This is a genomic window from Candidatus Agathobaculum pullicola (assembly GCF_052117205.1).
In the GTDB taxonomy this organism is placed as follows: Bacteria; Bacillota; Clostridia; order Oscillospirales; family Butyricicoccaceae; genus Agathobaculum; species Agathobaculum pullicola.
The window spans coordinates 22,144-42,282 of sequence record NZ_JBQKJP010000022.1 but is presented as its reverse complement, the minus strand read 5'-3'; the positions used below and the strand labels follow the sequence as shown (position 1 = coordinate 42,282).

Here is a 20,139-nt window from a genome sequence, read left to right as displayed (position 1 = left end):
ACCATCTTTGTCTTTTCTTCAATACTTACTTTTGACTTTTGTGACATAGAAGTGCCCCCTCCATGATTGACAGTGTTTTATTTCACTGTCTCTCATAGAGGGAGCATATCATAATTCAGAGTCAGTGGCTTTTTCAATGCTACTTGAACGGTAATTTGAAATGTTGTCCTTATGCGTAGGTAACTTTCGTTCCGAAGCCTTTTTGCGTTCTCTCAATTGGTTGCTTCCAGCGGATAATCGTAAATCTCATGCCCGCTTTCCAGCGGTGCACCATCCACTGTAATAAGAACACTATTGACGCCACGCGCCTGCACAAAGGTATTGACCAGCGAATAGATGAGCAGGCTTTCTCCCGTGGTGCCGGAGGAGCGTACTGCATCGCCATACACCGCGTTCATATCTATTGTCAGCACGCCGTCTGCCGTCGAGGAAGACTGCACCACCGCCCCTGCGGGCAGCGATCCTGCGGTGATCAACGCATCCACCAGCGCCTGATCCGAATCATCCACCGCATCCGTTCCGACCGGTGTCAGTGTTTCTCCTTGCTCATCCGGCACATACACAACTACCGATTCCCCGCCTGCCGGATTGGGATTCTCCGGCTGCACCGGATCCTCTTTGGTGTCGTCCGTGGTCTGCTGATCATCCTGTGTATCCTGTCCATTCGGCGTATCCGGCTCGACCGTCTGGTTCGGCTGCTCATTCTGCTCCGGTGTCTGCCGCCCGGACATATATCCGTAAATGCACGCAGCAACAATCAGCACAATAATGACAACCACTGCCGCCACAACCGCTTTTGTTCGTTTGCTCATGGCATATTCTCCTTTCTGCCACCGCAGCTTGATCCATGCTGCAACTGGTTCGCCGTCATTATACCACACCAAGACGCAAGTGGGAATACCCATGCGGCTGCAAGTTCATTCCTTCGGGCCTTGTTTTTTCCGGTGACGCACTGCCTCGGTCAGCAAATATTCGATCTGTCCGTTGACCGAGCGAAACTCATCCTCCGCCCAGCGGGCAATCTCATCATAAAGCGAGGCGGACAGCCGCAGCGGCACCTGCTTTTTCGCTTTTTCCTTGTCTGCCACGTCCGCACCTCCTTATCCTCATTTTTTACCGCATGGTGCGCCACACACCACGAATAAAAAACACCAAATAACCCAAACACAGTATTGCGAGCCCCCCGCAAACCAGCCGCATCCCGATCCCACCATCTATCGCTACCGCACATAGCAGCATAAATCCACCGACCAAAAGCATCAACAACATGATCGGCACCGCCAAAACTATACGCAGCACTTTGGGAATACGTCGGGACTGCGCACCGGATACCGCACCGCCTGCCATCAGGCTGAGCAGAAAATCGAGAATCATTCCCGTCGCTCCTTTTTCTTTTTCTATTTTAATAGATTGAACCGGAATTGACAACCGGCTGCGCATCCTTACCTGCGCATAGGACAACCATCAGATTGGATACCATCTGTGCCTTTCGCTCGTCATCCAGCTCGACTACCTGCTTGCGGCTGAGTTCGTCCAGTGCCATCTCAACCATGCCGACTGCACCTTCGACAATCATCTTTCGTGCGTCCACGACCGCGCTGGCCTGCTGACGCTGAAGCATCGCCGCTGCGATTTCCGGTGCGTAGGCCAGCGTCGTAATACGCGCTTCCTCTACTTTAAGGCCCGCACACGCGACGCGCTTTTGAATCTCTTCCGCCAACACACCCGCTATCTCCTGCGACGATCCACGCAGGCTCTTTTCGTCGCCCGCCTCGGATACGTCATACGGATACAGGCGTACGGTGTTGCGCAGCGCCGCATCCGACTGAATAGACAGAAATTCCTGATAATTATCCACCGCGAACACAGCCTTTGCCGTATCTTCGATATGCCAGATAACCGCAATACCAATGACAATTGGATTGCCGAGCAGATCGTTTATCTTCTGCTTGTCATTGTTGAGCGTCATGGTTTTGAGCGAGAGCCGTTTGCCACGCCCCGAACCGGTCGAAATCCGACCGGATGACAGCTTGCTGCCCGACTTGGCCGCGTCCGCTGCCTCCTCAGCCGCTTTGGCGAACGCGAACTCAGCCGCCGGATTCACTGCTGAGCAGAACGGGTTGACAAAGAAGATGCCCTCTCCTTTGAGCGTGCCGATGTACTGACCGAACAGCGTCAGCACAAGTGCTTCGTTCGGGCGCAGCACCTTCACACCCGCGAATAGCAGCCAGCACGGCAGACACCAGTAGAAAATGCACACAACCAACAGCGCAATCATTGCACCACCAGCTCCATTGTCCAGCTGCACCGCACTGTACACTATACCTGCCACAGCCGCCACCATCAGTACGATATTAAGCAGCAAAATCGCCAGCCCGTTCGGCGCACGCAGCGTCTTTTCCCAGTACTCCACTTGATTTGTATTCATACCCTATCCCTCACAATCATATCAATTTGATATCACTATAATACCGCCCCTCTCCTACCCTGTCAAGAGAAATTTTGACAAAAAGAAAAGCGCCCGTTTGGGCGCTTCATGAGCGAAAGATATCCGGTAAAAACAAGTCGTGTCGCGGAATTTTTGACCAATCAAATGCGGAGATCAATTCATAGGCCGCGATCGGTTCCGGCCCGTCGGCCAGACCGGCGGCACAGGCCAGTGCACCAATCACCTGCTCCGGCGTAAACCGCTGCCGCAGCAGCCCGAGGTCGAGATCCTCGTCCCGCTTGGACAGGCGACGGCCGTCATGGTCGCAAAGCAGCGGCAAGTGCGCAAACCGCGGCGGCGTAAAGCCAAACTGGCGGTACAGCCAAATCTGACGCGGGGCGCTCGAAAGCAAATCCGCGCCGCGCACCACCTCATTGACGCCGGTGAGCGCATCGTCTACCACAACGGCAAGTTGATAGGCAAACACGCCATCTGAGCGCTGGACAATGAAATCCCCACATTCCTCTGCGAGATTTTCCGCATACTCGCCCCAAACCGCATCGGTAAAGCGCACCACTTCATCCGGTACGCGCACGCGCGTAGCCGGTGCGCGGGTTTTCCGTTTTTCCGCTATCTGTTCGGGCGTTAAGCCGCGGCAGGTGCCCGCATAAATCACACGTCCATCCGACAGATGCGGTGCAGATGCTGCATGCAACGCTGCACGCGAGCAAAAGCAGGGATAGAGCAGCCCCTTGTCACGCAAAATGGCCGCATACCGCTCATAAATTGCCGCACGTTCGGACTGATACAGCACCTCTCCGTCCCACTCCAGCCCCAGCCAACGCAAATCATCCATAATCAGATCGGCGAAACTGCGCGGACAGCGCATTGCATCCAAATCCTCAATGCGCAGCAGGAATCGCCCATTCTGCCGCCGCGCACTCAAATAGGCCAGCAGAGCACACAGCACGTTGCCCAAGTGCATGCGCCCGCTCGGGCTGGGCGCAAAGCGTCCGATGGTCTGCATCCTTTCTCTCCCCTTTCTGTCCTTCTTATCTTATCACAAACGCAATAGGCTTTGCAACGACGCGCCCACTCCTGTATAATAGAACCAAAGAAGGAAGGTGCTGACTATGAAAAAACGCCTGCTCTGTCTGCTGCTCGCACTCGCCCTGCCACTCGGGCTGACCGCCTGCAGCGAGCAGCCTCCCGCAGATACGACTGCTGCACAAACCGCGCCCGAACCCACGCCCGAACCTCCGCAGCCCGATCCCGCTGAAGTATACGCGGATTCCCTTACTCTGGAACAGCAGGTCGCGCAGCTGTTTTTTGCGCGTTGCCCGGATGTGCAAGCCGTGGAACTCGCTGCGCAATACGACATCGGCGGATATATCCTGTTTGGCCGAGACTTTGAAAACCAGACGCCGGACAGCCTGCGCCAAACGATTACCTCCTATCAGCAGGCCGCCGCAACGCCCATGCTCATCGGCGTAGACGAGGAGGGCGGCACGGTCGTGCGCGTCAGCGCATATCCCGCCTTCCGCGCGGGTCGGTTTCAATCGCCGCAGGCGCTTTTCGCTGAGGGCGGTCTGGAGCGTATTCAAAGCGATACCAAGGAAAAGGATACCTTGCTCGCTTCGCTTGGCATCAACGTCAACCTTGCACCGGTATGCGATGTATCGACAAGCCCGTCCGACTTCATCAACGCCCGTGCGTTCGGACAGGATGCTCAAGCCACCAGCGACTATGTCCGCACCGTGGTCGATCAGATGAAGGTCGACGGCATGGGGATGGTGCTCAAGCACTTCCCCGGCTATGGTAATAACGTCGACACGCACACCGGCATCGCGCAGGACGACCGTCCGCTGGAACAGTTCCGCTCGTCGGATTTCCTGCCCTTTGCTGCGGGCATTGAGTCAGGCGCACAGGCGATTCTCGTCTGTCATAACATCGTTTCCTGCATGGATGATACACTGCCCGCCTCCCTCTCTCCTGCCGTGCATAAAGTGCTGCGCGAAGAGCTGGGTTTTGACGGCGTGGTGATGACCGACGACTTGGTCATGCAGGCGATTACAGACTATACGGGCGACGCGGACGCCGCCGTACTCGCCGTGCAGGCGGGAAACGACATGCTGATTTCGTCCGACTTCGTCACACAATACAATGCGGTGCTGTCCGCCGTGCAGAACGGCACTATCAGTAAAACCGCCATCCGCGATTCCGCCGTGCGGGTATTACGATGGAAAATCCAGCTGGGATTGATTGATTCGTAATCCACCGCAGAACAAACGCCCGTGCTATCGCACGGGTGATTTTTTTCAATTTCCTCTTGACAAATCCAATTTCACCCTGTATGCTTAATTCATATAAAACACATATGAATTAAGGGAATACGAAAGGTGGCACACCACATGTCAAATATCAAGCATAGCTTTGCCGAGCTGATCGGCAACACGCCGCTGTATGCGGCAGATAAGTTTGCGAACAAATCCGGCGCGCAGGCGCAAATTCTTGCAAAGCTCGAATACTTTAATCCGGCGGGCTCGGTCAAGGACCGTGTTGCAAACGCAATGATCGCCAAGGCTGAAGAGAGCGGCGCGCTCAAGCCGGGCGCAACTATCATTGAGCCGACCAGCGGCAACACCGGTATCGGCCTTGCGGCGGTCGCGGCAGCCAAGGGCTACCGTATCATCCTCACGATGCCCGAAACGATGAGCGTGGAGCGTCGCAACATGCTCAAGGCGTACGGCGCAGAACTGGTGCTCACCGACGGCGCCAAGGGCATGTCCGGCGCTATCGCCAAGGCGGACGAACTGGCGGCAGAGATCGAAAACAGCTTTATTCCGGGTCAGTTTGTCAACCTCGCCAATCCCGCCGCACACTACGCAACAACCGGTCCTGAGCTTTGGTCCCAGACCGATGGTAAAATCGATATTTTTGTTGCAGGCGTAGGTACGGGCGGCACGATTACCGGCGTTGGTTCCTATCTGAAAGAGCAAAACCCCAATATTAAGGTCATCGCCGTGGAGCCGGACGAATCCCCTGTGCTGTCCACCGGCAAGGGCGGCCCGCATAAGATTCAGGGTATCGGGGCCGGTTTTGTACCGGAGGTGCTGAATACCGATATATACGATGAAGTCATTCGTGTAAAGGGCGAGGATGCCTTTTCTACCGCACGTACCTTCACGCACAGTGAGGGACTGTTTATCGGTATTTCCTCTGGCGCTGCGCTGCATGCTGCTGTCGCGCTGTCTCAGCGGCCGGAAAACAAGGGGAAAACCATTGTGGCATTGCTGCCGGATACCGGTGACCGCTATCTGTCCACTCTGCTTGTCAGTGACTAAACTAAATTTGAAAGAAGCCTGTCTTCCGACAGGCTTTTCTTTTTTGGGGAAATATTGAGTAGATGCAGGATATTTCTCTCATGCCCAGTTGACCTTCTCCACAACATCGCGTATTGACCAAATTTCAATTTTTTGGTATCTTATTATTGGAATAGCGAGATATGGCGTCTGATACATAATACCGTAATGCCTATCAGATTTTCACGGCTTATAGACAACGTCATCCATGCTATTCTTCTTACATTCTATACATGACTTTTCATCTCGTATGGATTGAAGGCAAATCAAAGGGGGAAAGAAAAGTGAAAAAAGAAATGGCAGCTGCATTGGCGACAATGTTACTGCTGGCCGGCTGCAGCGGTGGAGAAACTGCGCAAACAAAAGAGATGGTCAATTCTTCAGACAGCTCCTCGGTCAGCAAGGAGGAGACAAATCAAACCGATATTTCGGAACCAGAGCAGGAAACTGCCATTCCGGGTAATTACACCGTGCCGAACGGATGGGTGAAAGCTGAGAAATATTCTTCGGCTGATATGGTTTTCTATGTAGAGGAAGGGCACGAGGAGGATGAATTACCCGACAACATTTCCATCAACGTTGGTATAAATCGATACAGCTCGGAAGATCACACGAAGTTCAAAGACGCCATTATGCAGCAGCTTCTGATGCAGTTAAACGGTACGGATGCGCAATTGGAAGGCAGCGCGGGAAGCACTGAACAGGGTTATGTACTTTACACCTTTACCATCGCTGATGACAGCGCCGTAACAAAGCAATATTACATTGTGAAGGATTACGGATTTTGCTTAGTGCAGCTTACCAATTTCACTGGTTCGGACAGCGCGTCTCAAGCAGCTCAAACCATCGTTGACAGCTTTGTATGGAATGCTGAAGAATGAGAACCCCCCTAACGCTATACAGTTTAACTTCGTCCAGATCAGTTACCGGAAGCGGCATCGGCATCTTACGGGACCAAGCACATGAAGATTTTACCCAATCCCAATTCACAAAACTATGTATCACCAATCAGCACGCAATATTTACTGACGCTCTGATACTCAATAGCGGTCAAACACATCGCCTGAAATGACCACATGGTGGGAAGTGCCTCTGTCAGGATGCGTTATTATCCGCTTCTCATCTGCGCGATCCAGAGTCTTGTCAGTGCCTATGGGAAAAGATTTGATTGCCGGAAGTTTGCTTTCTTTCTGGTCTGTCCGTTGAAAGATCCAATCCGTGAGCCAATTGGCCACCATAGAAAAAGCTATAGCGAAGGCCATGCACAGCAAATCCGCCACTTTTGTGACGGATTTGCTTTATTTTATATATCTCACGTCAAGGGCAGTTCGCAAAAAGGATTCCTATCGCATTGGTGGAAGATTTTTTTGGTATCCCGATGAGGGAAGCCCTAAAAAGCCAGCGAGTCCTCCAGACCATCCTCAAGGCAGCCGGTCACCTTTGAGAATCAGCGCGCATACAGCCGACACAACTCTTCTGCACGTCTACAGGACTACTCTTTGGCCGGTGTCAACCAGATGCCTTCCCTTTGTGAGAAACATGCGCCAAAATATTGCGCATGAAGTACACTTTGCACCGCTTCCAGCTTACGCTGGGAAAGCCTTTTTAAGTAGCCGCAACCACACCGGAGTGTGCGTTAGAAATCACTATCTGTAGTATTATCGACCCGTGTTCGTACAAACTACGAAACAGCAGCAGATAATCGTCCTCTGATTCCTCACGCATAGGCATATCGCGTTTCCCCATGTTTATCCACACCACACACGCTCAGAACAGCCATGCTCACTATTCTGACACTGCATACAGATGCGAGGTGCTGACCGAATAAGGACCGATATAGGGCACGGCGTCCAACGTCATGCAATCCTGAGCAGACCAGTGGTATCTCTCCACGGCGTTGGGATAGTGTCGGCGGGAAAAATCCCGAAGCTCTGGCCAACTCCCGCCCTTCTTCCCGGTGCGGTGACCTCCACCACCCACCAGCAACAGGTTCCCGTACGTCCGGAAGGACAGGCCCCTGTGGCTCTCGTCCACATACATGCCTTCCATCCGAGAGGCGTGTTCCAAGGCGATGACATAGGAACGGTGCTGACACATCTTCAGGAAATAACTGCCGTGGTTGTTGAGAAACGGGAAGTGTGTGGCAACGATGATTTTCTCCGCCGTGATTCTCCCGCCGTCCGTCACGGCGGTTGTGCCCACCAACTCACGCACTGCGGTAGGCTCATAAATATGCAGATCTTTTGCATCTGAAGTGCCGTAGAAATGTTCAGCTTGGAAGCTTAGGTTTCTGCGCAGAAGGCAAGGGATACGATATACGCCATGACATCAAAGCAGCGGCCATGCCGAAACGCATGACCGCTCCAAAAGTGCTGTACAGCAGGTCAACGGACGGGGGTGTAATCCATTTCTGATGTCTCCTCCGTCGCTTCCAATTCCATGATCACAGGTCTTAGCCCATCATTGCAGCTGCAAATTGCTACACCTGGCTTTCTAATCCAATTTCATCAAACATAGCCGCCTTTCCTCTTTGTCTTCACGTGATGAATTGTACCACCATAAAAAACAAATAACAACACAAAACATTGCATCATGACTATCGTCTTATCCGTGACTAATGAAAAGGCCGTTACGAGAAAAATGGAATGCCGCTGCTTTTTTTATAAGGTTGATAAAAAGTATATGGACAGCCACAAATCGCTCCCCCAACTTATAAGCAAATATTGCCCCGGAAATCATGCTTTCGCGCAGCGTAAAGCAGTTGCTCCAGATTTGGTTGCATAAAGTACCGCTCACTCCACTCATCTGCTTGGCTCGGTCAAAGTTTCCGGACCGGACACAATCGATCAGAACGTCCATGCCAACATTTTGCCAATCGTTCAACCGTTTGTTGGTATATCGGCTTCACGCGCCGGAATTTGTCGTGTACATGAAATCATAGTTTCTAAGCTGAAAAAATGAACAGTTCTCCGTATACTGCTGGGGTTTGTTGAGAAATCTGTCATCCTCCTTCAATAAAATCTGAAACGCTCGATACCGTATCAACTGGCTGCGCAGTTCGATAAACTGGTTGTTCAGTTCCCACCATGCTTCTCGATCCAATGTGCCCTCGTACTGCTTGGCTACATCCTTGATGCGATCCAGCGGAAAGAAAAGTTTATTCAGTAGGTGAAGGAGCATACCGGAGGTATGTGATGATGCACATAGGAAACTTTTTCTCTATCCCAATGAGATCTTTATCTTGGGCCTGAGTCCTGATGAGTCGCGGTGTACTGCTATCTGCACCTGTGCGAAAATCAGTAAACCCACCAATGCTGGCCCAGTTACAAAACCATCGGTCATCCAGTGGGCATGTGTGAGAACACCGTAAGCAAGTATGCAAACAGCTGGAAGATTGCGAACTCATTGCGGTGAATCCCATCAAGGTCACAACCAAAGCAGCTGTGACCCGCAATGAGACATTGCAGTTCACTCTGCTGCCGCCTCAGAATGTAATCGACTATCACTAAAAGCAAAAGCGGGAGGAATTGGAGCAGGCAGCTGGTACAGGCACTCCTGTAGAGTAGGCCGAGAACACCAAGTGTTCGCCCTTGTAATGGGCTGTGTGCCCTCCTTCGGCCCATTCCCCATTCTCAAGGCTTCCACTACGGATTTGGGCCGCTTTCGAGGGGCGAGAGAAAAAGCAGAATAACGGCACCTTTTGCTGGTCACCTCTACCCGCAGTACGGGCAGTTTCAGGAGCTTTCATAGTCGTTGGAAATGGGGACAAACCAGAGAGGAAATGCAGGCCCGGCATAGAATGACCACCTCTGTTAGGCTGGCACTCTCCTGCTGAAACAGATGGCAAGAAAGCACACCCATAATGTTTATGAGAAAACGAGAAAAGAATGTAAGCGGCTGTTAACGGAACTCATACAACGAAGAAAGGCGAAGATCGCCGCAGAAAAGGATCGACTGAGATATGAAAAATGTAGGTTAAAAGTAGCAGGCTTCCGGAGCACACTCCGGAGGCCTGCTTTTCTGCCTATGGCTTGTTCTATTGTCAAAGCGTTGACCACCTAATTCTGACTTCACCAAAAGTCATAAAACAAAGCAAAAACCGCCCTTTTCAAGAGAAAAAGACGGTTTTCATGGAGCTGCTGACCGGATTTGAACCGGTGACCTCATCCTTACCAAGGATGCACGAAACCGCAGTATATCTACGCCAACGCGGTATGGTGACGGTAATGGTGACGGTAGTGCCTGATTATATCCCGGATTGAATCCGTATTGTGAACGCGAAATTTGTCGTATACTGGCGGCAAAGGAGCGAACATTATGGCAGCCGAGTTAAAACAGTGCCAAAGCATTTCCAAAGTATTCGGAGAGAATGTACGGCGGTACCGTGAACTTGCGCACATCAGCCGTTTCCAGTTCAAGGCGGAGGCAATGCTGGATGATCGTCAGATCCGCGACATTGAAAACGGTACGCACAATCCCACACTGTTGACGATGGAACGAATTGCGGATACGCTTTGTATTCCGCTTTCCGAGCTGCTATCCGAAACCCCTGAACATACTACCTTTTCGCTTTCCGTATACCAGCAGGGGTTTAACCGACTCTCCCCATCCATGCAGTCGCTTCTTCTTTCCATCATGCGCGATTTTATGAGTAATGATGAGATCGAGTAGCTGAGGCGAGCTTATGGATCCGGAACAGTATCATCAGCAGGCAGAGCGCCTGTTATTGCGGTTAGGTGTACATATTGGGCGGCGGCAGGGTTTATACTTGCTGACTGCCTTGCATCTGATCCACGAAGACCCTTCCCGGCTTCAGTTTGTCACAAAGTGGCTTTATCCCGCAGTTGCCGCCGCCTGTCATACCAGCCTTTCCGCAGTTGAGCGCGGCATCCGGCTGGCCTGCGATAAACTGTGGTATCATGGGAACTACGAGTTACTCATGCGAATCGTTCTGTTTGACCGGGATGAACCTCCGGCACCCAGTTTAATGCTGGCCTATCTATACCATCATTTACTGTCAATATGCATAAACGAAAGCCGCCCCTGATCCGGACGGCTTTTCCATTTTTCGACCTGATTCCTTAGCTTTCGTCGCTACCATCCAGTATAATTTTACCCATCTCATCTTCGAACGCTTTGATGTGCTGTTTGATTGCCCAATCGATCTCTTTATTTTTGCTGCGGCCGTAATACTCCGCAATATATTCCAGTTTGTCCATCGTTTCTTTATAAATGCGGATCGTGGTTTTTACTTCATCGTGTTTTGCTTTCATCATATATGCCTCCTGTCTCTTGACATAATATGACCATTCATGCTATTGTTATGTCATTAAAATGGTGGCATATTGATGGCATTATATTTTTAGAGAGGGGACATAAAAATGTACTGTCCAAAATGTGGGAATGAGTATAACGGCGGCGTATGTCCCAGATGTGGAACATATAATGACCCCCTGGGGCTGAAAGAGCATAGTGCGAAACGTATGAGGATCGCTGCAGGCATCATGGTCGCAGTTGCTGTAATCCTTTTGTTGACGGTCATTTCGATTGCATTGGAGGGCGGATTTCAAGATGAGGAACAGACGCCAACCAACGCATCTACCGCCGCAGCCGACGCAAAGGAAAACTATGATCCCACGCAAAGCTTGATCTCGCCAGACGGTATAACGACCATTTTCAACAGCATTGCATTGAGCGGTATTTCGGTATCAAATTTAAATGTTTATCCCGCATCCGATGACCCGTCTGCCGGCGGACAGGATGTGGACTATCTGTATTCCGGCTTATTTTATGAAAATCGGCTTTCGGAAGTTACGCAGGACTATCGTGCAGGAAAGATTATGATGTTTGCCTCGCCGCAAAGCGCAAGGGACTGGGCAGAAAAACTGCAGAATGATGAAAGCGGCCAAAATTTCCACGGATACAAAATTGTGAGCGGAAACTTTTTGCTGACCGTCAATTCACTGTACACACCGGCGTTTGCCGAGGCGTATGCTGCCGCGATTTCCGGGGAAATCGTATACACGCCAACCGAAGCGGAGCTGCTTTTCATTCACAAGGATGCTACCAACACTGTAGGGCTGGAAAGCGAGGACGCGGACATAGAGGCTTCCAGGGAAGACGCATACATAGCCCAGTGTCAAAGTATATCCTACGAGGAACTGGCCCGCAATCCTTTAAGCTATGTAGGGACGCCGATCCGGTTACGCGGCAGCGTCCTGCAAGTTCAGGAATCCGGTGACGACGTGATCATGCTGCTGCAGGTAACACAGGACGAGTGGGGATTTTGGACGGACAATGTTTATCTGAAATATACGAGAAAGTCCGCTACAGAACCCCATGTGCTGGAATCCGATATCATTGTCGTCTATGGTGATTCTTATGGTCAAGAAACCTATACCTCACTCATGGGGCAGGTGATCACTATCCCCGGGGTAGATGTGAAGTATGTTGTCATAGAATGAGCAAAAATACAAGAGGAGGGTCTTTATGTTTTGCGTAAAATGCGGAAAGCAAATTGCGGATGGATCGAAGTTTTGTCCCGAATGCGGGGCTGTACAGCCAAATGATTCTGCAAAAAACGCCGTATATTCATCCAATCCCAACAATTCGACGAATCATTATTCCACTGTACGAAAGGCGCAGTATAATATCATGTGCATTGTCGGCTTGGTCGTTTCGTGCATTTCTCTCTTACTCAACTTCTGGGGTCTGGTAGGAATTGCAGGCACAATTATTTCAGTGATTGGACTGACCAACTGCACACGAAGAAATGAGAACGGGAAAATACTTGCGATTATTGGTATCGTAATCGGTGTTTTCTCTATTATCTATGCTTTAGTCGTATTGCTCAGTGTGACAGGTATGTAAGCATATCGAATTTCTATAAAATAGAAGTAGCCCCTCCAGCACTAGCCGGAGGGGTTTTTTCTGCCTATTTTAACTTATCAATCGCCGCTGCCAGTTTCTTCACGAGATCATCCCCGTACCGGTACTTGAGCAGGTATTCGATCGTCTGCTCCTCCAGTCCGCAGGCGGACTGCACCTTCTCGATTGCGGCCTGCACCTCATCGCCCGCCTCCAGCACCTGTGCCCGCGTCATCGGCGCGACAATGCCTGGCACCTGCGTCCTGGCGTCATAGGTGATGCCGTAGCCCGCCTGCGTCAGGTCGCGCAGGCGCATGTAATTTTCGCCCGCTTTTTCAATGCACGAGCACGTATAATCCTTACCATCAATGGCAACCGTTTTCTTTTCGACCATCTCGTCGTCCTCCATCTCCGGCTCCTGTACCGTCACGCCGAAGCCCTCCGCCACGCCGTCCGCGATCGCGCGGGCGATGGCGTCAAACTTCGCGCCGTACAGGTTCATATCGTCCCTGTCGTCAATAAAGCACGTCTCCACCAGCGCATGGCTCACGCCCCGGTTAAACACATGCTTGAGCACCGCCAGCCCCGAGCTGCGCTTGACCCCGCGGTTCTTGAAGCCCAGTGCCGCGATCCTGCGCAAGATGGCCTGCTCGACCTTCACTCCCTGCTCGTTTGTATGCACGAAAATCTCCGTGCCGGTCGTGACGCCATTGCCGGACAGATCATTCGCTGCTGCGTTCAGGTGGAATTCCAGCACATAGCCCACGCCCGTGAGCGGCAGAGAGCCGCCCTGGGTGACCACCTTGTACGCGTCCTTGCCCTGGTCGTACAGCGCGACCTCGAAGCCATGCTCCCGCAGCAGCGGCGCGACCGCATTCGCCATGCGGCGCGTCTCGACAGCCTCGGTATAGCCGCAGCCCACCGCGCCCGAATCATACGGCGTGCCGCCGTGGCCTGCAATGAGTAAGATCTTCATACGGTCACGCACCTTTCTCCTGCTTCATCACCGCGTCACCCTTCTGCGCCGCCGCGGTAAAGCTGTTGTTCTTCCACCACGCGACCAGCGCCGCGATGACCGTCCACGCGGTCGAGACCAGCGTCTCCACCTGCGCGTCCTCGATCGGCAGGACCGGATGCCCGGTCGCGCTCAGGATCTGGTTGATCAGCGCCAGCGCGAGGATGATGGTGCGTGCGAGTGTTCCTGCTGTGATATTCATAATATGTAACTCCTTCCCGTTTAAAGAAAATCGTGTTTTTGCAGCCGCTCCATGTAGACGCGCTTGATGTTCTCGATCGCGCACACGGCGCGGTTGTTTTTATACTCCTTATGGTCGCGGCAATAGCTCTCATAATCATCGATCACGGCGAGGATCTCAATGAAATCCTCCCGCGTGTGCTGGATTTCCCGCAGCAGCTCGTTATTGAACTGCAAAATACGGGTGCGGTACGAATCTGCGTTGCGCTCATCGTCCACGCGGATATGGTTGTCCAGCTTTTGCGTCACCATGTCCAGCTCGCGGAGCACGTCCGCATTCATCGCCCGGCCGATCGCTTTCGCAATCGCCGACCAGGGGTTGACTTTGACTGGGGCAATCTGCACGAGCGTCAGCAGCACTGCCAGCAGACCGCCCCCACCTACAAGCCATTCGTGTATACTCATATCTATCCTTTCCGGCCTTTTGGCCTTTACAACAAAATTATTGCTAACTGGAGGTGTAAAAATGAATATTCAACCTGTTTCTGCTTTATATGCAGAGCTTTGTGTGCTCGCTGGCGCAGATGAGCAGTTGCGCCGGGATTTGTGGCAAAGTCTTGAAAAATATGATATCTTTGCCCGCACTTCTCACACTTCTTTTGCTGAAACCTGTCGGCAATTCATTGCCGCAAAGCGTGTTGATGGCCTGTCCGAAAAAACATTGGCCGGATACGAGATCGATCTTCGAATCTTCGGCGCATTTTTAAACGGGAAGCCGCCGGCAGAAATCACAACCGATGACGTGCGCGCGTTCCTCTCCTACCTGCAAGCGGACCGTCGCGTCTGCAAGTCTACTGCTTTAACCTATCTCATGGTACTGCGCTCCTTTTTCGGATGGCTCGTGCGAGAGGAACTGTTGCTGCGCAATCCCTGCAACAAGATCCGATCCGCTAAAATCGACCGCATGCGAACGCGGAAGCCCCTTACACCGGAAGGCGTCGAGCGTGCACGCCGCGCCTGCATTTCCCTGCGCGAACAGCTTGCATTTGAGCTTCTGATCTCTACCGGCTGCCGCCTTGGCGAGCTGGAAAACCTCTCCCCGAACGCCATTGACCTGCAGGCGCGTTCGATCGTGGTCACAGGAAAGGGTGATAAAACACGTACTGTGTATTTCTCGACGCGCGCTAAAGTGCTGATCATGGAATACCTGCAAAAGCATCCGGGTGCAAGGCGTATCTTGCCAGGCGGCCGTCAAATCGAGAAGACTACGCTCGCAATCGGAAAGCGCGCTGGGCTGGAAGAAAAACTGATACCCCACCGGCTTCGCCATACCTTTGCCACGCACGCCCTCGAATCCGGCATGAACATCATCGTTATCCAGCAGCTGCTCGGTCATACATCACTCGACACAACACAGATCTACGCGCGCATTTCTCATGTGGCCGTTCGCCGTGCATACGAGCAATGTATCCCGTAATCCTATCCCTGGACCTCCTCGATCGTGCCGAGGTCTTCCCATTGCACCCCGACGGTACCAGGTGCCCAGGTGTTTTGTATCCTGTCCGCTGCGCCAGACGTGTCCCTCATAGGTGCAGCAGTCGCCGGTCGCGTAGGGGCTGGTTGCCAGCGAGATAAACGGCAACGCTTTTTTCGGGTCAGTCGACCATACAAACCGCCATTGTGCGGGCAGTTCCTCCGGCTCGGCGGGGTATGTATCGCTGTCGTAAGTCTGGATCAGGCGCACCACGCGCCCCGCAGATGAGCGGCAGACGAATCCGTCCTTTTCCCCTGCTTTTCGTTCCAGCATATTTTTCGCATCCTTGGCCGCCAGAAAATCAGGGATATAGTCCGCGGCCGCGTTCAGCTCGGTACCCGTCATGCCTGCTGCCTGCTCCTGCACACTCTGTGCCACGGCAAGGCCAGCGCGCCGCAATGTATCCAGCACAAAATCCTTATCACTCAACGCTATTCACCCCTTCCCTGATCGCTGCCGCCTGTTCACTCCATGCGTTGGCCTGCGCCGCCTCAAGTGCAGCTACACGCTGCTCAAGCGTGCCACCGGCTGGCGGCTCCGGCTCCTCCGGCGCGGGGTGCTCGGCCTCCCAGTCGGCAATCTCATCTTCGGTCGCGCCCTCGGCCCAGCGATTACTGTCCTCATCCCACTTGGGCTTAACGAAACCAAGTGCGCCCGCATGCTGACGCATGGACGGCGGTTTTGTCTCGATCAGTGACTCGCCCGGAAGCATTGCGTAGTACTGCACCTCTGCTTCTGACGTTACGCTACCGTCTTCCCCCGGAGTGTTACGGATAATAACAAGCACAAGGGTTTTATAAAACTTCAAAGCATCAATTACACAGAAATGTTTATATTCCATTTAATTCTCCTTTCCGCCGCCCACAGGGGCGGCCTTTTTAGTTCGCCATAGTCAAACAAGGTATCAAAATTTGGCGATACCATGACAGGACAGCTTACGTTAAAAAGTCAAAATGCCTACACAGATAACGCATGGCAAACGACTGGGTTTGGCTTTTTAGATGTATCAAATACTCGTACAGGTTGGCTTGGTGTCGGCGGGAATGGAACTGATATTTGCGATTTTTGGCTGGCAAATGATAAGGGAGATGTTTCTCTTAGACCGGGGGCAAATGGCAAAGCGAAAGTTGCTGATGCTGTAATTGTCACCGCAACCCGGCCGCAGGAGATTAACATACCATTCCAATCGGGATGGCAGCCCACGGGGGTAAAAGCCACTTACTGCAAATCACAAGAGGGCGTTTGCGTCGTAAACTGTGCAGTTTATGGTACAGGTATAGCAAGCAGTAACTTCATCGCAACGCTTCCAGTAGGATTTCGCCCGTCTGCTACTGTATGTGGCACTGCACATGCCTATAAAAATGGCATTCGAGGCGTCGCAGAAGTACAAATTGCTGCAAATGGAGATATTGTTATCTATTCTGCGATAGAGTTTGATTACATATCGTTCGTATCTGCATTTGTCGCGTATAATTAACCGCCTGCAAGGAAAGAGCCGCAACCATAGATATTTTTCCCGATTAAAGTACCTACTGCATAAGAGAGTGTGCCGACACCAGATGGGCCGATGGTAATACATGCTGGAGCCTGATCACTCGTACTAGCACTTAATGTCGCTGAGTAGCAAGAAAATACAACGGCTGATGTCGGTCTGAAACCTTCTGGTAAAGTAAAGATAATCGTACTATTTGGAAAATTTCCAGTAACCCCAATCGAAATAGAAAGCTCTCCAAATTGATTTTTGCAATATGAATTTTTATATCCGCCGGCCGGAATAATCCCTTCCGCCAGCGGTAGGCTGTATTCCTGCGGCGGGGTGGTCAGGGCACTTTCCAGATTTGACAATTGCGAACTTATCGAAGTCGGATCCGAGGCGCTCGTGGGGATGTCCTCGCCGGTCAACGCTGCAATCAAATCCATGACATTCACTGCTGTCCAGTGCGATGCATCCCATGTTTCAGCCGTAGCAATATCGGCATTTGCTTTATAGAGCTGACCATCTCGGGTGCAGTAATCCCCTTCCTCGTAAGTCGACTCGTCATCATACGCCAGAGCAACGGATGCCGATTGCAGCATCGCAATAAGCTGAGATGCCGCGACCTGCCCATTAGCATCCAGCGCAGCGACGCCGTTCGGCTGGCCGACCATGCTCAAACTGATCAAGCCCGCAGGATCCAGGCTCACCGTCATCGATTCCGCGTTCCCGAACTGGAAGGTATACGACCAGTCCGCTGTGAAGCCCGGGCTTTCGGACGCGCTTGGAATCTGGTCTCCATCCTCATCCTGTACTACCGCGTACAATATCTCGGTGGCCGGGGCGCCTCCGGTACCTTTGGCATAGAAGCGCAGTTGCGTCATGGTGAATCCCTCGGTCAGCTCTATATTGCTCAGCAGCACGGGAATCGTAATTTTGGCAGTCCCCAGTTTTGTCGGCTGCATAGTAAGCTCGATTTTGTCGTCTCCGTTCGCATCCGCGCCCATCACTCGTGTAAATTCAATCCCGCCACCATTGAGCAGCTCCGCCTGCAGGCTCAAACCTTCGGAAGTGACGGTCGCATTGCTCCATTTCGTTGTGCTCATTGGTTCACCTCAATCGTCTGATATTTCTTATGATAGCTGCCTGCGACGCCCATATAAACACTGCTCTCCGTCTCCCGCAAAAGCGCGACACGTGTAACATAGATTAGATGTGCCGGCTTGGCAGAATCCAGAACTTCTTTCATGTTGGAGATATCGCCGCCCAGCTCCCGCATCAGTATAGCAAACGTGTTTTTGCTGATATTCTCTACAATATTACACGGAACACCGCTCGACGCGCTGGCGATCTGTTCCAGCCGTGCAGGATTGGCCGGTGCGACAAAATTCATGCGCATGATAATGTTAGCGCGCCGCTGCTCGTCCGTTAGGGATGGATCGGGCGAAATCCCATATTCAAACTCCCAGTCAGGTATGGACCAGTCCGCCGTCTGTGGGACGGTTTGGCTGCCCAGACCGGAGGCGGCCTGTGTCAGCTCGTCCAGCGAGAGACCGATCGCCTGGAACATCCACAGCGCCACATAGCCGTTTCCATACACCGGCGCAATGAAATCGATAAACCGACGCGCGTTTTCGCTGGTGAGGATGCTGTCCATCAGCTCCGTGCGATATCTCATGTCACCGCCCCCTCTGTAAGCGTCACGGTACTATCCGATACTTGCGGAAGCTGCGTCTGTGTGATATCCACATTGCCAGTTCCTCCGTTCAGCGTTACATCATCATAATCATAAACGCCTGCGATACTTCCCAGCAGGTCGCATATCTTTGACCTGCGAATCTCTCCATCCATGCGCGCAGCCCCGAGATATTCCTGCACCGCCGAGATAAACGCTGCTTTTACTGTGTCGAGGACATATCCATCTTCAAGTTCTACGGTTGCGGTGATCGAGAGCGACATTACCGTCGGACCTACCACGCTCAGTCTGGCGTTTGGCGCAGTTAGGCGAGCGTACGGGTCATCCGGAGACATGATGTGGTTGTATACTGCTGTGCACAATGTTTCGTTTGCAGGGTCACCGTTGCTGTCCGTGATGACTACGGTCACGAGACCGCTGTCGTCTGATGCCGGGATGACCGTCACGCCACCCACGCCAGCGACTTCGAGCGCCCAGCGCCGGTAATCCGCCACAGAACCGACATACGAAATATTGCGCGTTTGGTCAATCTCGACCAGCCGCGCCCGAAGGCTCTCGTCGTCCTCCTGGTCGGTGCCGCCGGTGATCGGCTCCGGGTTTGTCACAGCGGTTACGCCGTCCATCTGCGACACCTTAAAGATTACGGTCTGCGCGATCACATTACCGACAGGCCCGGTCTGTGTGCATTCAACCGGTACAGTGATTGTTCCGCCATTGGCGCTGAACGCCGCTTCGGTCGTCTGGAACACAATAGACGGCTGACTGTCGGTAGATGCAGTAGAAAACTGCGATCCTTCCGGAACTGTAGTGCCCGCCTTCACGGTCAACTGCAATTCGCCAGTGGATGCCGTTGCAGGACGGCGCGATGCGTCTCGAATTTCTGCGTGGTAATCCAACCACGCGCCGAACGCTGTCATCGGCCATATCTGCTTAATTACCTGCGGCAGCGTTTGCTGGCACATTTCGGATACGATCAGGGCCGTAGGTCGTGTATAGTTGTATGGGTGCTGTCCCTGGCTCTTATCGATATCGTCCGGCATGCTGTTCAGCATCTTGCCGTGAATCTCATCGACCGATGCGTTTTGCAGGAACTCCGGAAGATCCATCAATAACCACCTCCTGATAACGGAACACTGATATCGATTGTTACATCATTGATCCCTACCACCTGTATATCTGCCGTTACTTCATCCGCGGCTGTCCAGGTATAGGTGATATCGGAAACATACGCCGTCCTTCCGTAAGGATCAGCGGACAATGCCTCCGTGATCTGACGCGTCAGAATGGATTCGGCCTCCGCGCGCGTCTTGGCTTTGAACGCCTGTTCAATCTCGACGCCGAAATCCGTGGTATAGGCGGCGTGGCTGTACCGCGGCGTCATCAGACAGATACGACACCACGTCTCCCACGCCTCAACGCCGGATGCGCTTTCCACCTGATTGGCGCCGTTGCGCACAAAATCGCCGGTTTCAAAGGAAAAAGCCGCAGACGGTTTGTACCCAACCGGCTCATCCTGTTCAATATCCGAGACGGCTGCAAGCTGCTCCTCGTATCCCTGTGGGAAAAGATTTGGCATGATGCGC

The 20,139-nt window shown here is 52.5% G+C and carries 26 protein-coding genes and 1 pseudogene; 9 read left to right on the top strand and 18 right to left on the bottom strand.

From position 1 onward, the window contains the following. Nucleotides 1–212: 212 nt before the first annotated feature. The 5 genes from ACTQ3V_RS09160 to gluQRS all read right to left on the bottom strand — a co-directional run bounded on the left by ACTQ3V_RS09160 (nucleotide 213) and on the right by gluQRS (nucleotide 3,455). The gene (locus ACTQ3V_RS09160) at nucleotides 213–812 is read right to left on the bottom strand and encodes a GerMN domain-containing protein (RefSeq protein WP_441467242.1); all 600 of its coding nucleotides are present in this window, start codon (nucleotides 810–812) and stop codon (nucleotides 213–215) included. A 105-nt stretch (nucleotides 813–917) separates the two neighbouring features. Further along, on the bottom strand, nucleotides 918–1,088 hold the full coding sequence (locus ACTQ3V_RS09155; RefSeq protein ID WP_441467241.1) for a type II toxin-antitoxin system antitoxin: 171 nt from the start codon (nucleotides 1,086–1,088) through the stop codon (nucleotides 918–920). A 25-nt stretch (nucleotides 1,089–1,113) separates the two neighbouring features. Continuing rightward, entirely contained in the window at nucleotides 1,114–1,428 is a 315-nt protein-coding gene (locus ACTQ3V_RS09150) for a hypothetical protein (RefSeq protein ID WP_441467240.1), read from the bottom strand. After that, nucleotides 1,403–2,428: an SPFH domain-containing protein gene (locus tag ACTQ3V_RS09145; protein ID WP_441467239.1), complete on the bottom strand. Its 1,026-nt coding sequence runs from the start codon at nucleotides 2,426–2,428 to the stop codon at nucleotides 1,403–1,405. The genes ACTQ3V_RS09150 and ACTQ3V_RS09145 overlap by 26 nt, the downstream gene beginning before the upstream one ends. A gap of 106 nt (nucleotides 2,429–2,534) precedes the next feature. Beyond that, entirely contained in the window at nucleotides 2,535–3,455 is a 921-nt protein-coding gene (gluQRS, locus tag ACTQ3V_RS09140; RefSeq protein WP_441467238.1) for a tRNA glutamyl-Q(34) synthetase GluQRS, read from the bottom strand. A 106-nt stretch (nucleotides 3,456–3,561) separates the two neighbouring features. Here gluQRS and ACTQ3V_RS09135 point away from each other — a divergent pair, with 106 nt between their 5' ends. The 3 genes from ACTQ3V_RS09135 to ACTQ3V_RS09125 all read left to right on the top strand — a co-directional run bounded on the left by ACTQ3V_RS09135 (nucleotide 3,562) and on the right by ACTQ3V_RS09125 (nucleotide 6,671). Beyond that, on the top strand, nucleotides 3,562–4,701 hold the full coding sequence (locus ACTQ3V_RS09135) for a glycoside hydrolase family 3 N-terminal domain-containing protein (RefSeq protein ID WP_441467237.1): 1,140 nt from the start codon (nucleotides 3,562–3,564) through the stop codon (nucleotides 4,699–4,701). 138 nt (nucleotides 4,702–4,839) lie between these two features. Beyond that, entirely contained in the window at nucleotides 4,840–5,772 is a 933-nt protein-coding gene (gene cysK, locus ACTQ3V_RS09130) for a cysteine synthase A (RefSeq protein ID WP_441467236.1), read from the top strand. 302 nt (nucleotides 5,773–6,074) lie between these two features. Next, nucleotides 6,075–6,671 carry a hypothetical protein gene (locus ACTQ3V_RS09125; protein WP_441467235.1) on the top strand — a complete coding sequence of 199 codons (597 nt, stop codon included), beginning with the start codon at nucleotides 6,075–6,077 and terminating at the stop codon, nucleotides 6,669–6,671. A 904-nt stretch (nucleotides 6,672–7,575) separates the two neighbouring features. Here the strand turns inward: ACTQ3V_RS09125 and ACTQ3V_RS09120 are convergent. The 3 genes and pseudogenes from ACTQ3V_RS09120 to ACTQ3V_RS09110 all read right to left on the bottom strand — a co-directional run bounded on the left by ACTQ3V_RS09120 (nucleotide 7,576) and on the right by ACTQ3V_RS09110 (nucleotide 8,892). Then, entirely contained in the window at nucleotides 7,576–8,004 is a 429-nt protein-coding gene (locus tag ACTQ3V_RS09120) for an FAD-binding oxidoreductase/lyase (protein ID WP_441467234.1), read from the bottom strand. Between the two features lie 170 nt (nucleotides 8,005–8,174). After that, nucleotides 8,175–8,294, bottom strand: a pseudogene (locus ACTQ3V_RS09115) (TIGR04076 family protein); the annotation flags it as partial. Between the two features lie 400 nt (nucleotides 8,295–8,694). After that, complete coding sequence (locus ACTQ3V_RS09110; RefSeq protein WP_441467233.1) at nucleotides 8,695–8,892, bottom strand: hypothetical protein; 198 nt, start codon at nucleotides 8,890–8,892, stop codon at nucleotides 8,695–8,697. A 1,215-nt stretch (nucleotides 8,893–10,107) separates the two neighbouring features. On the opposite strand from ACTQ3V_RS09110, the gene ACTQ3V_RS09105 reads away from it, so the two are divergent. Continuing rightward, the gene (locus ACTQ3V_RS09105; protein WP_441467232.1) at nucleotides 10,108–10,461 is read left to right on the top strand and encodes a helix-turn-helix domain-containing protein; all 354 of its coding nucleotides are present in this window, start codon (nucleotides 10,108–10,110) and stop codon (nucleotides 10,459–10,461) included. Nucleotides 10,462–10,474: 13 nt separating this feature from the next. Continuing rightward, nucleotides 10,475–10,837 carry a sporulation initiation factor Spo0A C-terminal domain-containing protein gene (locus ACTQ3V_RS09100; protein WP_441467231.1) on the top strand — a complete coding sequence of 121 codons (363 nt, stop codon included), beginning with the start codon at nucleotides 10,475–10,477 and terminating at the stop codon, nucleotides 10,835–10,837. 34 nt (nucleotides 10,838–10,871) lie between these two features. Here the strand turns inward: ACTQ3V_RS09100 and ACTQ3V_RS09095 are convergent, their stop codons facing one another. Then, nucleotides 10,872–11,066, bottom strand: a complete 195-nt coding sequence (locus ACTQ3V_RS09095; protein WP_441467230.1) for a TraY domain-containing protein — start codon at nucleotides 11,064–11,066, stop codon at nucleotides 10,872–10,874. Nucleotides 11,067–11,273: 207 nt separating this feature from the next. Between ACTQ3V_RS09095 and ACTQ3V_RS09090 the strand changes: the two genes are divergently transcribed. Both ACTQ3V_RS09090 and ACTQ3V_RS09085 read left to right on the top strand, forming a co-directional pair. Beyond that, on the top strand, nucleotides 11,274–12,254 hold the full coding sequence (locus ACTQ3V_RS09090; protein WP_441467229.1) for a hypothetical protein: 981 nt from the start codon (nucleotides 11,274–11,276) through the stop codon (nucleotides 12,252–12,254). A gap of 25 nt (nucleotides 12,255–12,279) precedes the next feature. After that, nucleotides 12,280–12,660, top strand: coding sequence for a zinc-ribbon domain-containing protein (locus tag ACTQ3V_RS09085; RefSeq protein ID WP_441467228.1), 381 nt, complete (start codon nucleotides 12,280–12,282; stop codon nucleotides 12,658–12,660). 64 nt (nucleotides 12,661–12,724) lie between these two features. Here ACTQ3V_RS09085 and ACTQ3V_RS09080 read toward each other — a convergent pair whose 3' ends face one another. The 3 genes from ACTQ3V_RS09080 to ACTQ3V_RS09070 are packed head-to-tail and all read right to left on the bottom strand — an operon-like array spanning nucleotide 12,725 to nucleotide 14,317. Next, on the bottom strand, nucleotides 12,725–13,633 hold the full coding sequence (locus ACTQ3V_RS09080) for an N-acetylmuramoyl-L-alanine amidase (RefSeq protein ID WP_441467227.1): 909 nt from the start codon (nucleotides 13,631–13,633) through the stop codon (nucleotides 12,725–12,727). A gap of 4 nt (nucleotides 13,634–13,637) precedes the next feature. Then, complete coding sequence (locus tag ACTQ3V_RS09075) at nucleotides 13,638–13,874, bottom strand: phage holin (protein WP_441467225.1); 237 nt, start codon at nucleotides 13,872–13,874, stop codon at nucleotides 13,638–13,640. Nucleotides 13,875–13,894: 20 nt separating this feature from the next. Further along, a complete protein-coding gene (locus tag ACTQ3V_RS09070; protein WP_441467224.1) occupies nucleotides 13,895–14,317 on the bottom strand; it encodes a hypothetical protein in 423 nt (140 codons plus the stop codon). Between the two features lie 61 nt (nucleotides 14,318–14,378). Between ACTQ3V_RS09070 and ACTQ3V_RS09065 the strand changes: the two genes are divergently transcribed. Then, complete coding sequence (locus tag ACTQ3V_RS09065) at nucleotides 14,379–15,329, top strand: tyrosine-type recombinase/integrase (RefSeq protein ID WP_441467223.1); 951 nt, start codon at nucleotides 14,379–14,381, stop codon at nucleotides 15,327–15,329. Here the strand turns inward: ACTQ3V_RS09065 and ACTQ3V_RS09060 are convergent. Then, nucleotides 15,252–15,815, bottom strand: coding sequence for a hypothetical protein (locus tag ACTQ3V_RS09060; RefSeq protein ID WP_441467222.1), 564 nt, complete (start codon nucleotides 15,813–15,815; stop codon nucleotides 15,252–15,254). The two genes, ACTQ3V_RS09065 and ACTQ3V_RS09060, sit on opposite strands and share 78 nt — an antisense overlap. Next, nucleotides 15,808–16,227, bottom strand: coding sequence for a hypothetical protein (locus ACTQ3V_RS09055; RefSeq protein WP_441467221.1), 420 nt, complete (start codon nucleotides 16,225–16,227; stop codon nucleotides 15,808–15,810). The genes ACTQ3V_RS09060 and ACTQ3V_RS09055 overlap by 8 nt, the downstream gene beginning before the upstream one ends. A gap of 81 nt (nucleotides 16,228–16,308) precedes the next feature. On the opposite strand from ACTQ3V_RS09055, the gene ACTQ3V_RS09050 reads away from it, so the two are divergent. Then, entirely contained in the window at nucleotides 16,309–16,863 is a 555-nt protein-coding gene (locus ACTQ3V_RS09050) for a hypothetical protein (protein WP_441467220.1), read from the top strand. Here ACTQ3V_RS09050 and ACTQ3V_RS09045 read toward each other — a convergent pair. From ACTQ3V_RS09045 to ACTQ3V_RS09030, 4 genes are read right to left on the bottom strand one after another with little or no spacing between them, the layout of a single operon-like run. Continuing rightward, entirely contained in the window at nucleotides 16,860–17,966 is a 1,107-nt protein-coding gene (locus ACTQ3V_RS09045; RefSeq protein ID WP_441467219.1) for a hypothetical protein, read from the bottom strand. The genes ACTQ3V_RS09050 and ACTQ3V_RS09045 overlap by 4 nt on opposite strands. After that, the gene (locus ACTQ3V_RS09040) at nucleotides 17,963–18,538 is read right to left on the bottom strand and encodes a putative phage tail protein (protein WP_441467218.1); all 576 of its coding nucleotides are present in this window, start codon (nucleotides 18,536–18,538) and stop codon (nucleotides 17,963–17,965) included. Before ACTQ3V_RS09040 ends, ACTQ3V_RS09045 begins: the two co-directional genes overlap by 4 nt. Then, nucleotides 18,535–19,662, bottom strand: coding sequence for a baseplate J/gp47 family protein (locus ACTQ3V_RS09035; protein ID WP_441467217.1), 1,128 nt, complete (start codon nucleotides 19,660–19,662; stop codon nucleotides 18,535–18,537). Before ACTQ3V_RS09035 ends, ACTQ3V_RS09040 begins: the two co-directional genes overlap by 4 nt. Beyond that, nucleotides 19,662–20,132 carry a DUF2634 domain-containing protein gene (locus tag ACTQ3V_RS09030; protein WP_441467216.1) on the bottom strand — a complete coding sequence of 157 codons (471 nt, stop codon included), beginning with the start codon at nucleotides 20,130–20,132 and terminating at the stop codon, nucleotides 19,662–19,664. Before ACTQ3V_RS09030 ends, ACTQ3V_RS09035 begins: the two co-directional genes overlap by 1 nt. Between the last annotated feature and the right edge of the window lie 7 nt (nucleotides 20,133–20,139).

Bases quoted from the DNA above. Each gene is read 5' to 3' on its own strand.
- ACTQ3V_RS09040 (WP_441467218.1), bottom strand. From the start codon at position 18,538: ATGAGATATCGCACGGAGCTGATGGACAGCATCCTCACCAGCGAAAAC.
- ACTQ3V_RS09080 (WP_441467227.1), bottom strand. From the start codon at position 13,633: ATGAAGATCTTACTCATTGCAGGCCACGGCGGCACGCCGTATGATTCG.
- ACTQ3V_RS09105 (WP_441467232.1), top strand. From the start codon at position 10,108: ATGGCAGCCGAGTTAAAACAGTGCCAAAGCATTTCCAAAGTATTCGGA.
- ACTQ3V_RS09160 (WP_441467242.1), bottom strand. From the start codon at position 812: ATGAGCAAACGAACAAAAGCGGTTGTGGCGGCAGTGGTTGTCATTATT.
- ACTQ3V_RS09055 (WP_441467221.1), bottom strand. From the start codon at position 16,227: ATGGAATATAAACATTTCTGTGTAATTGATGCTTTGAAGTTTTATAAA.
- ACTQ3V_RS09075 (WP_441467225.1), bottom strand. From the start codon at position 13,874: ATGAATATCACAGCAGGAACACTCGCACGCACCATCATCCTCGCGCTG.
- ACTQ3V_RS09045 (WP_441467219.1), bottom strand. From the start codon at position 17,966: ATGAGCACAACGAAATGGAGCAATGCGACCGTCACTTCCGAAGGTTTG.
- ACTQ3V_RS09070 (WP_441467224.1), bottom strand. From the start codon at position 14,317: ATGAGTATACACGAATGGCTTGTAGGTGGGGGCGGTCTGCTGGCAGTG.
- ACTQ3V_RS09065 (WP_441467223.1), top strand. From the start codon at position 14,379: ATGAATATTCAACCTGTTTCTGCTTTATATGCAGAGCTTTGTGTGCTC.
- ACTQ3V_RS09090 (WP_441467229.1), top strand. From the start codon at position 11,274: ATGAGGATCGCTGCAGGCATCATGGTCGCAGTTGCTGTAATCCTTTTG.
- ACTQ3V_RS09095 (WP_441467230.1), bottom strand. From the start codon at position 11,066: ATGATGAAAGCAAAACACGATGAAGTAAAAACCACGATCCGCATTTAT.
- gluQRS (WP_441467238.1), bottom strand. From the start codon at position 3,455: ATGCAGACCATCGGACGCTTTGCGCCCAGCCCGAGCGGGCGCATGCAC.
- ACTQ3V_RS09145 (WP_441467239.1), bottom strand. From the start codon at position 2,428: ATGAATACAAATCAAGTGGAGTACTGGGAAAAGACGCTGCGTGCGCCG.
- ACTQ3V_RS09100 (WP_441467231.1), top strand. From the start codon at position 10,475: ATGGATCCGGAACAGTATCATCAGCAGGCAGAGCGCCTGTTATTGCGG.
- cysK (WP_441467236.1), top strand. From the start codon at position 4,840: ATGTCAAATATCAAGCATAGCTTTGCCGAGCTGATCGGCAACACGCCG.
- ACTQ3V_RS09085 (WP_441467228.1), top strand. From the start codon at position 12,280: ATGTTTTGCGTAAAATGCGGAAAGCAAATTGCGGATGGATCGAAGTTT.
- ACTQ3V_RS09050 (WP_441467220.1), top strand. From the start codon at position 16,309: ATGACAGGACAGCTTACGTTAAAAAGTCAAAATGCCTACACAGATAAC.
- ACTQ3V_RS09030 (WP_441467216.1), bottom strand. From the start codon at position 20,132: ATGCCAAATCTTTTCCCACAGGGATACGAGGAGCAGCTTGCAGCCGTC.
- ACTQ3V_RS09135 (WP_441467237.1), top strand. From the start codon at position 3,562: ATGAAAAAACGCCTGCTCTGTCTGCTGCTCGCACTCGCCCTGCCACTC.
- ACTQ3V_RS09035 (WP_441467217.1), bottom strand. From the start codon at position 19,662: ATGGATCTTCCGGAGTTCCTGCAAAACGCATCGGTCGATGAGATTCAC.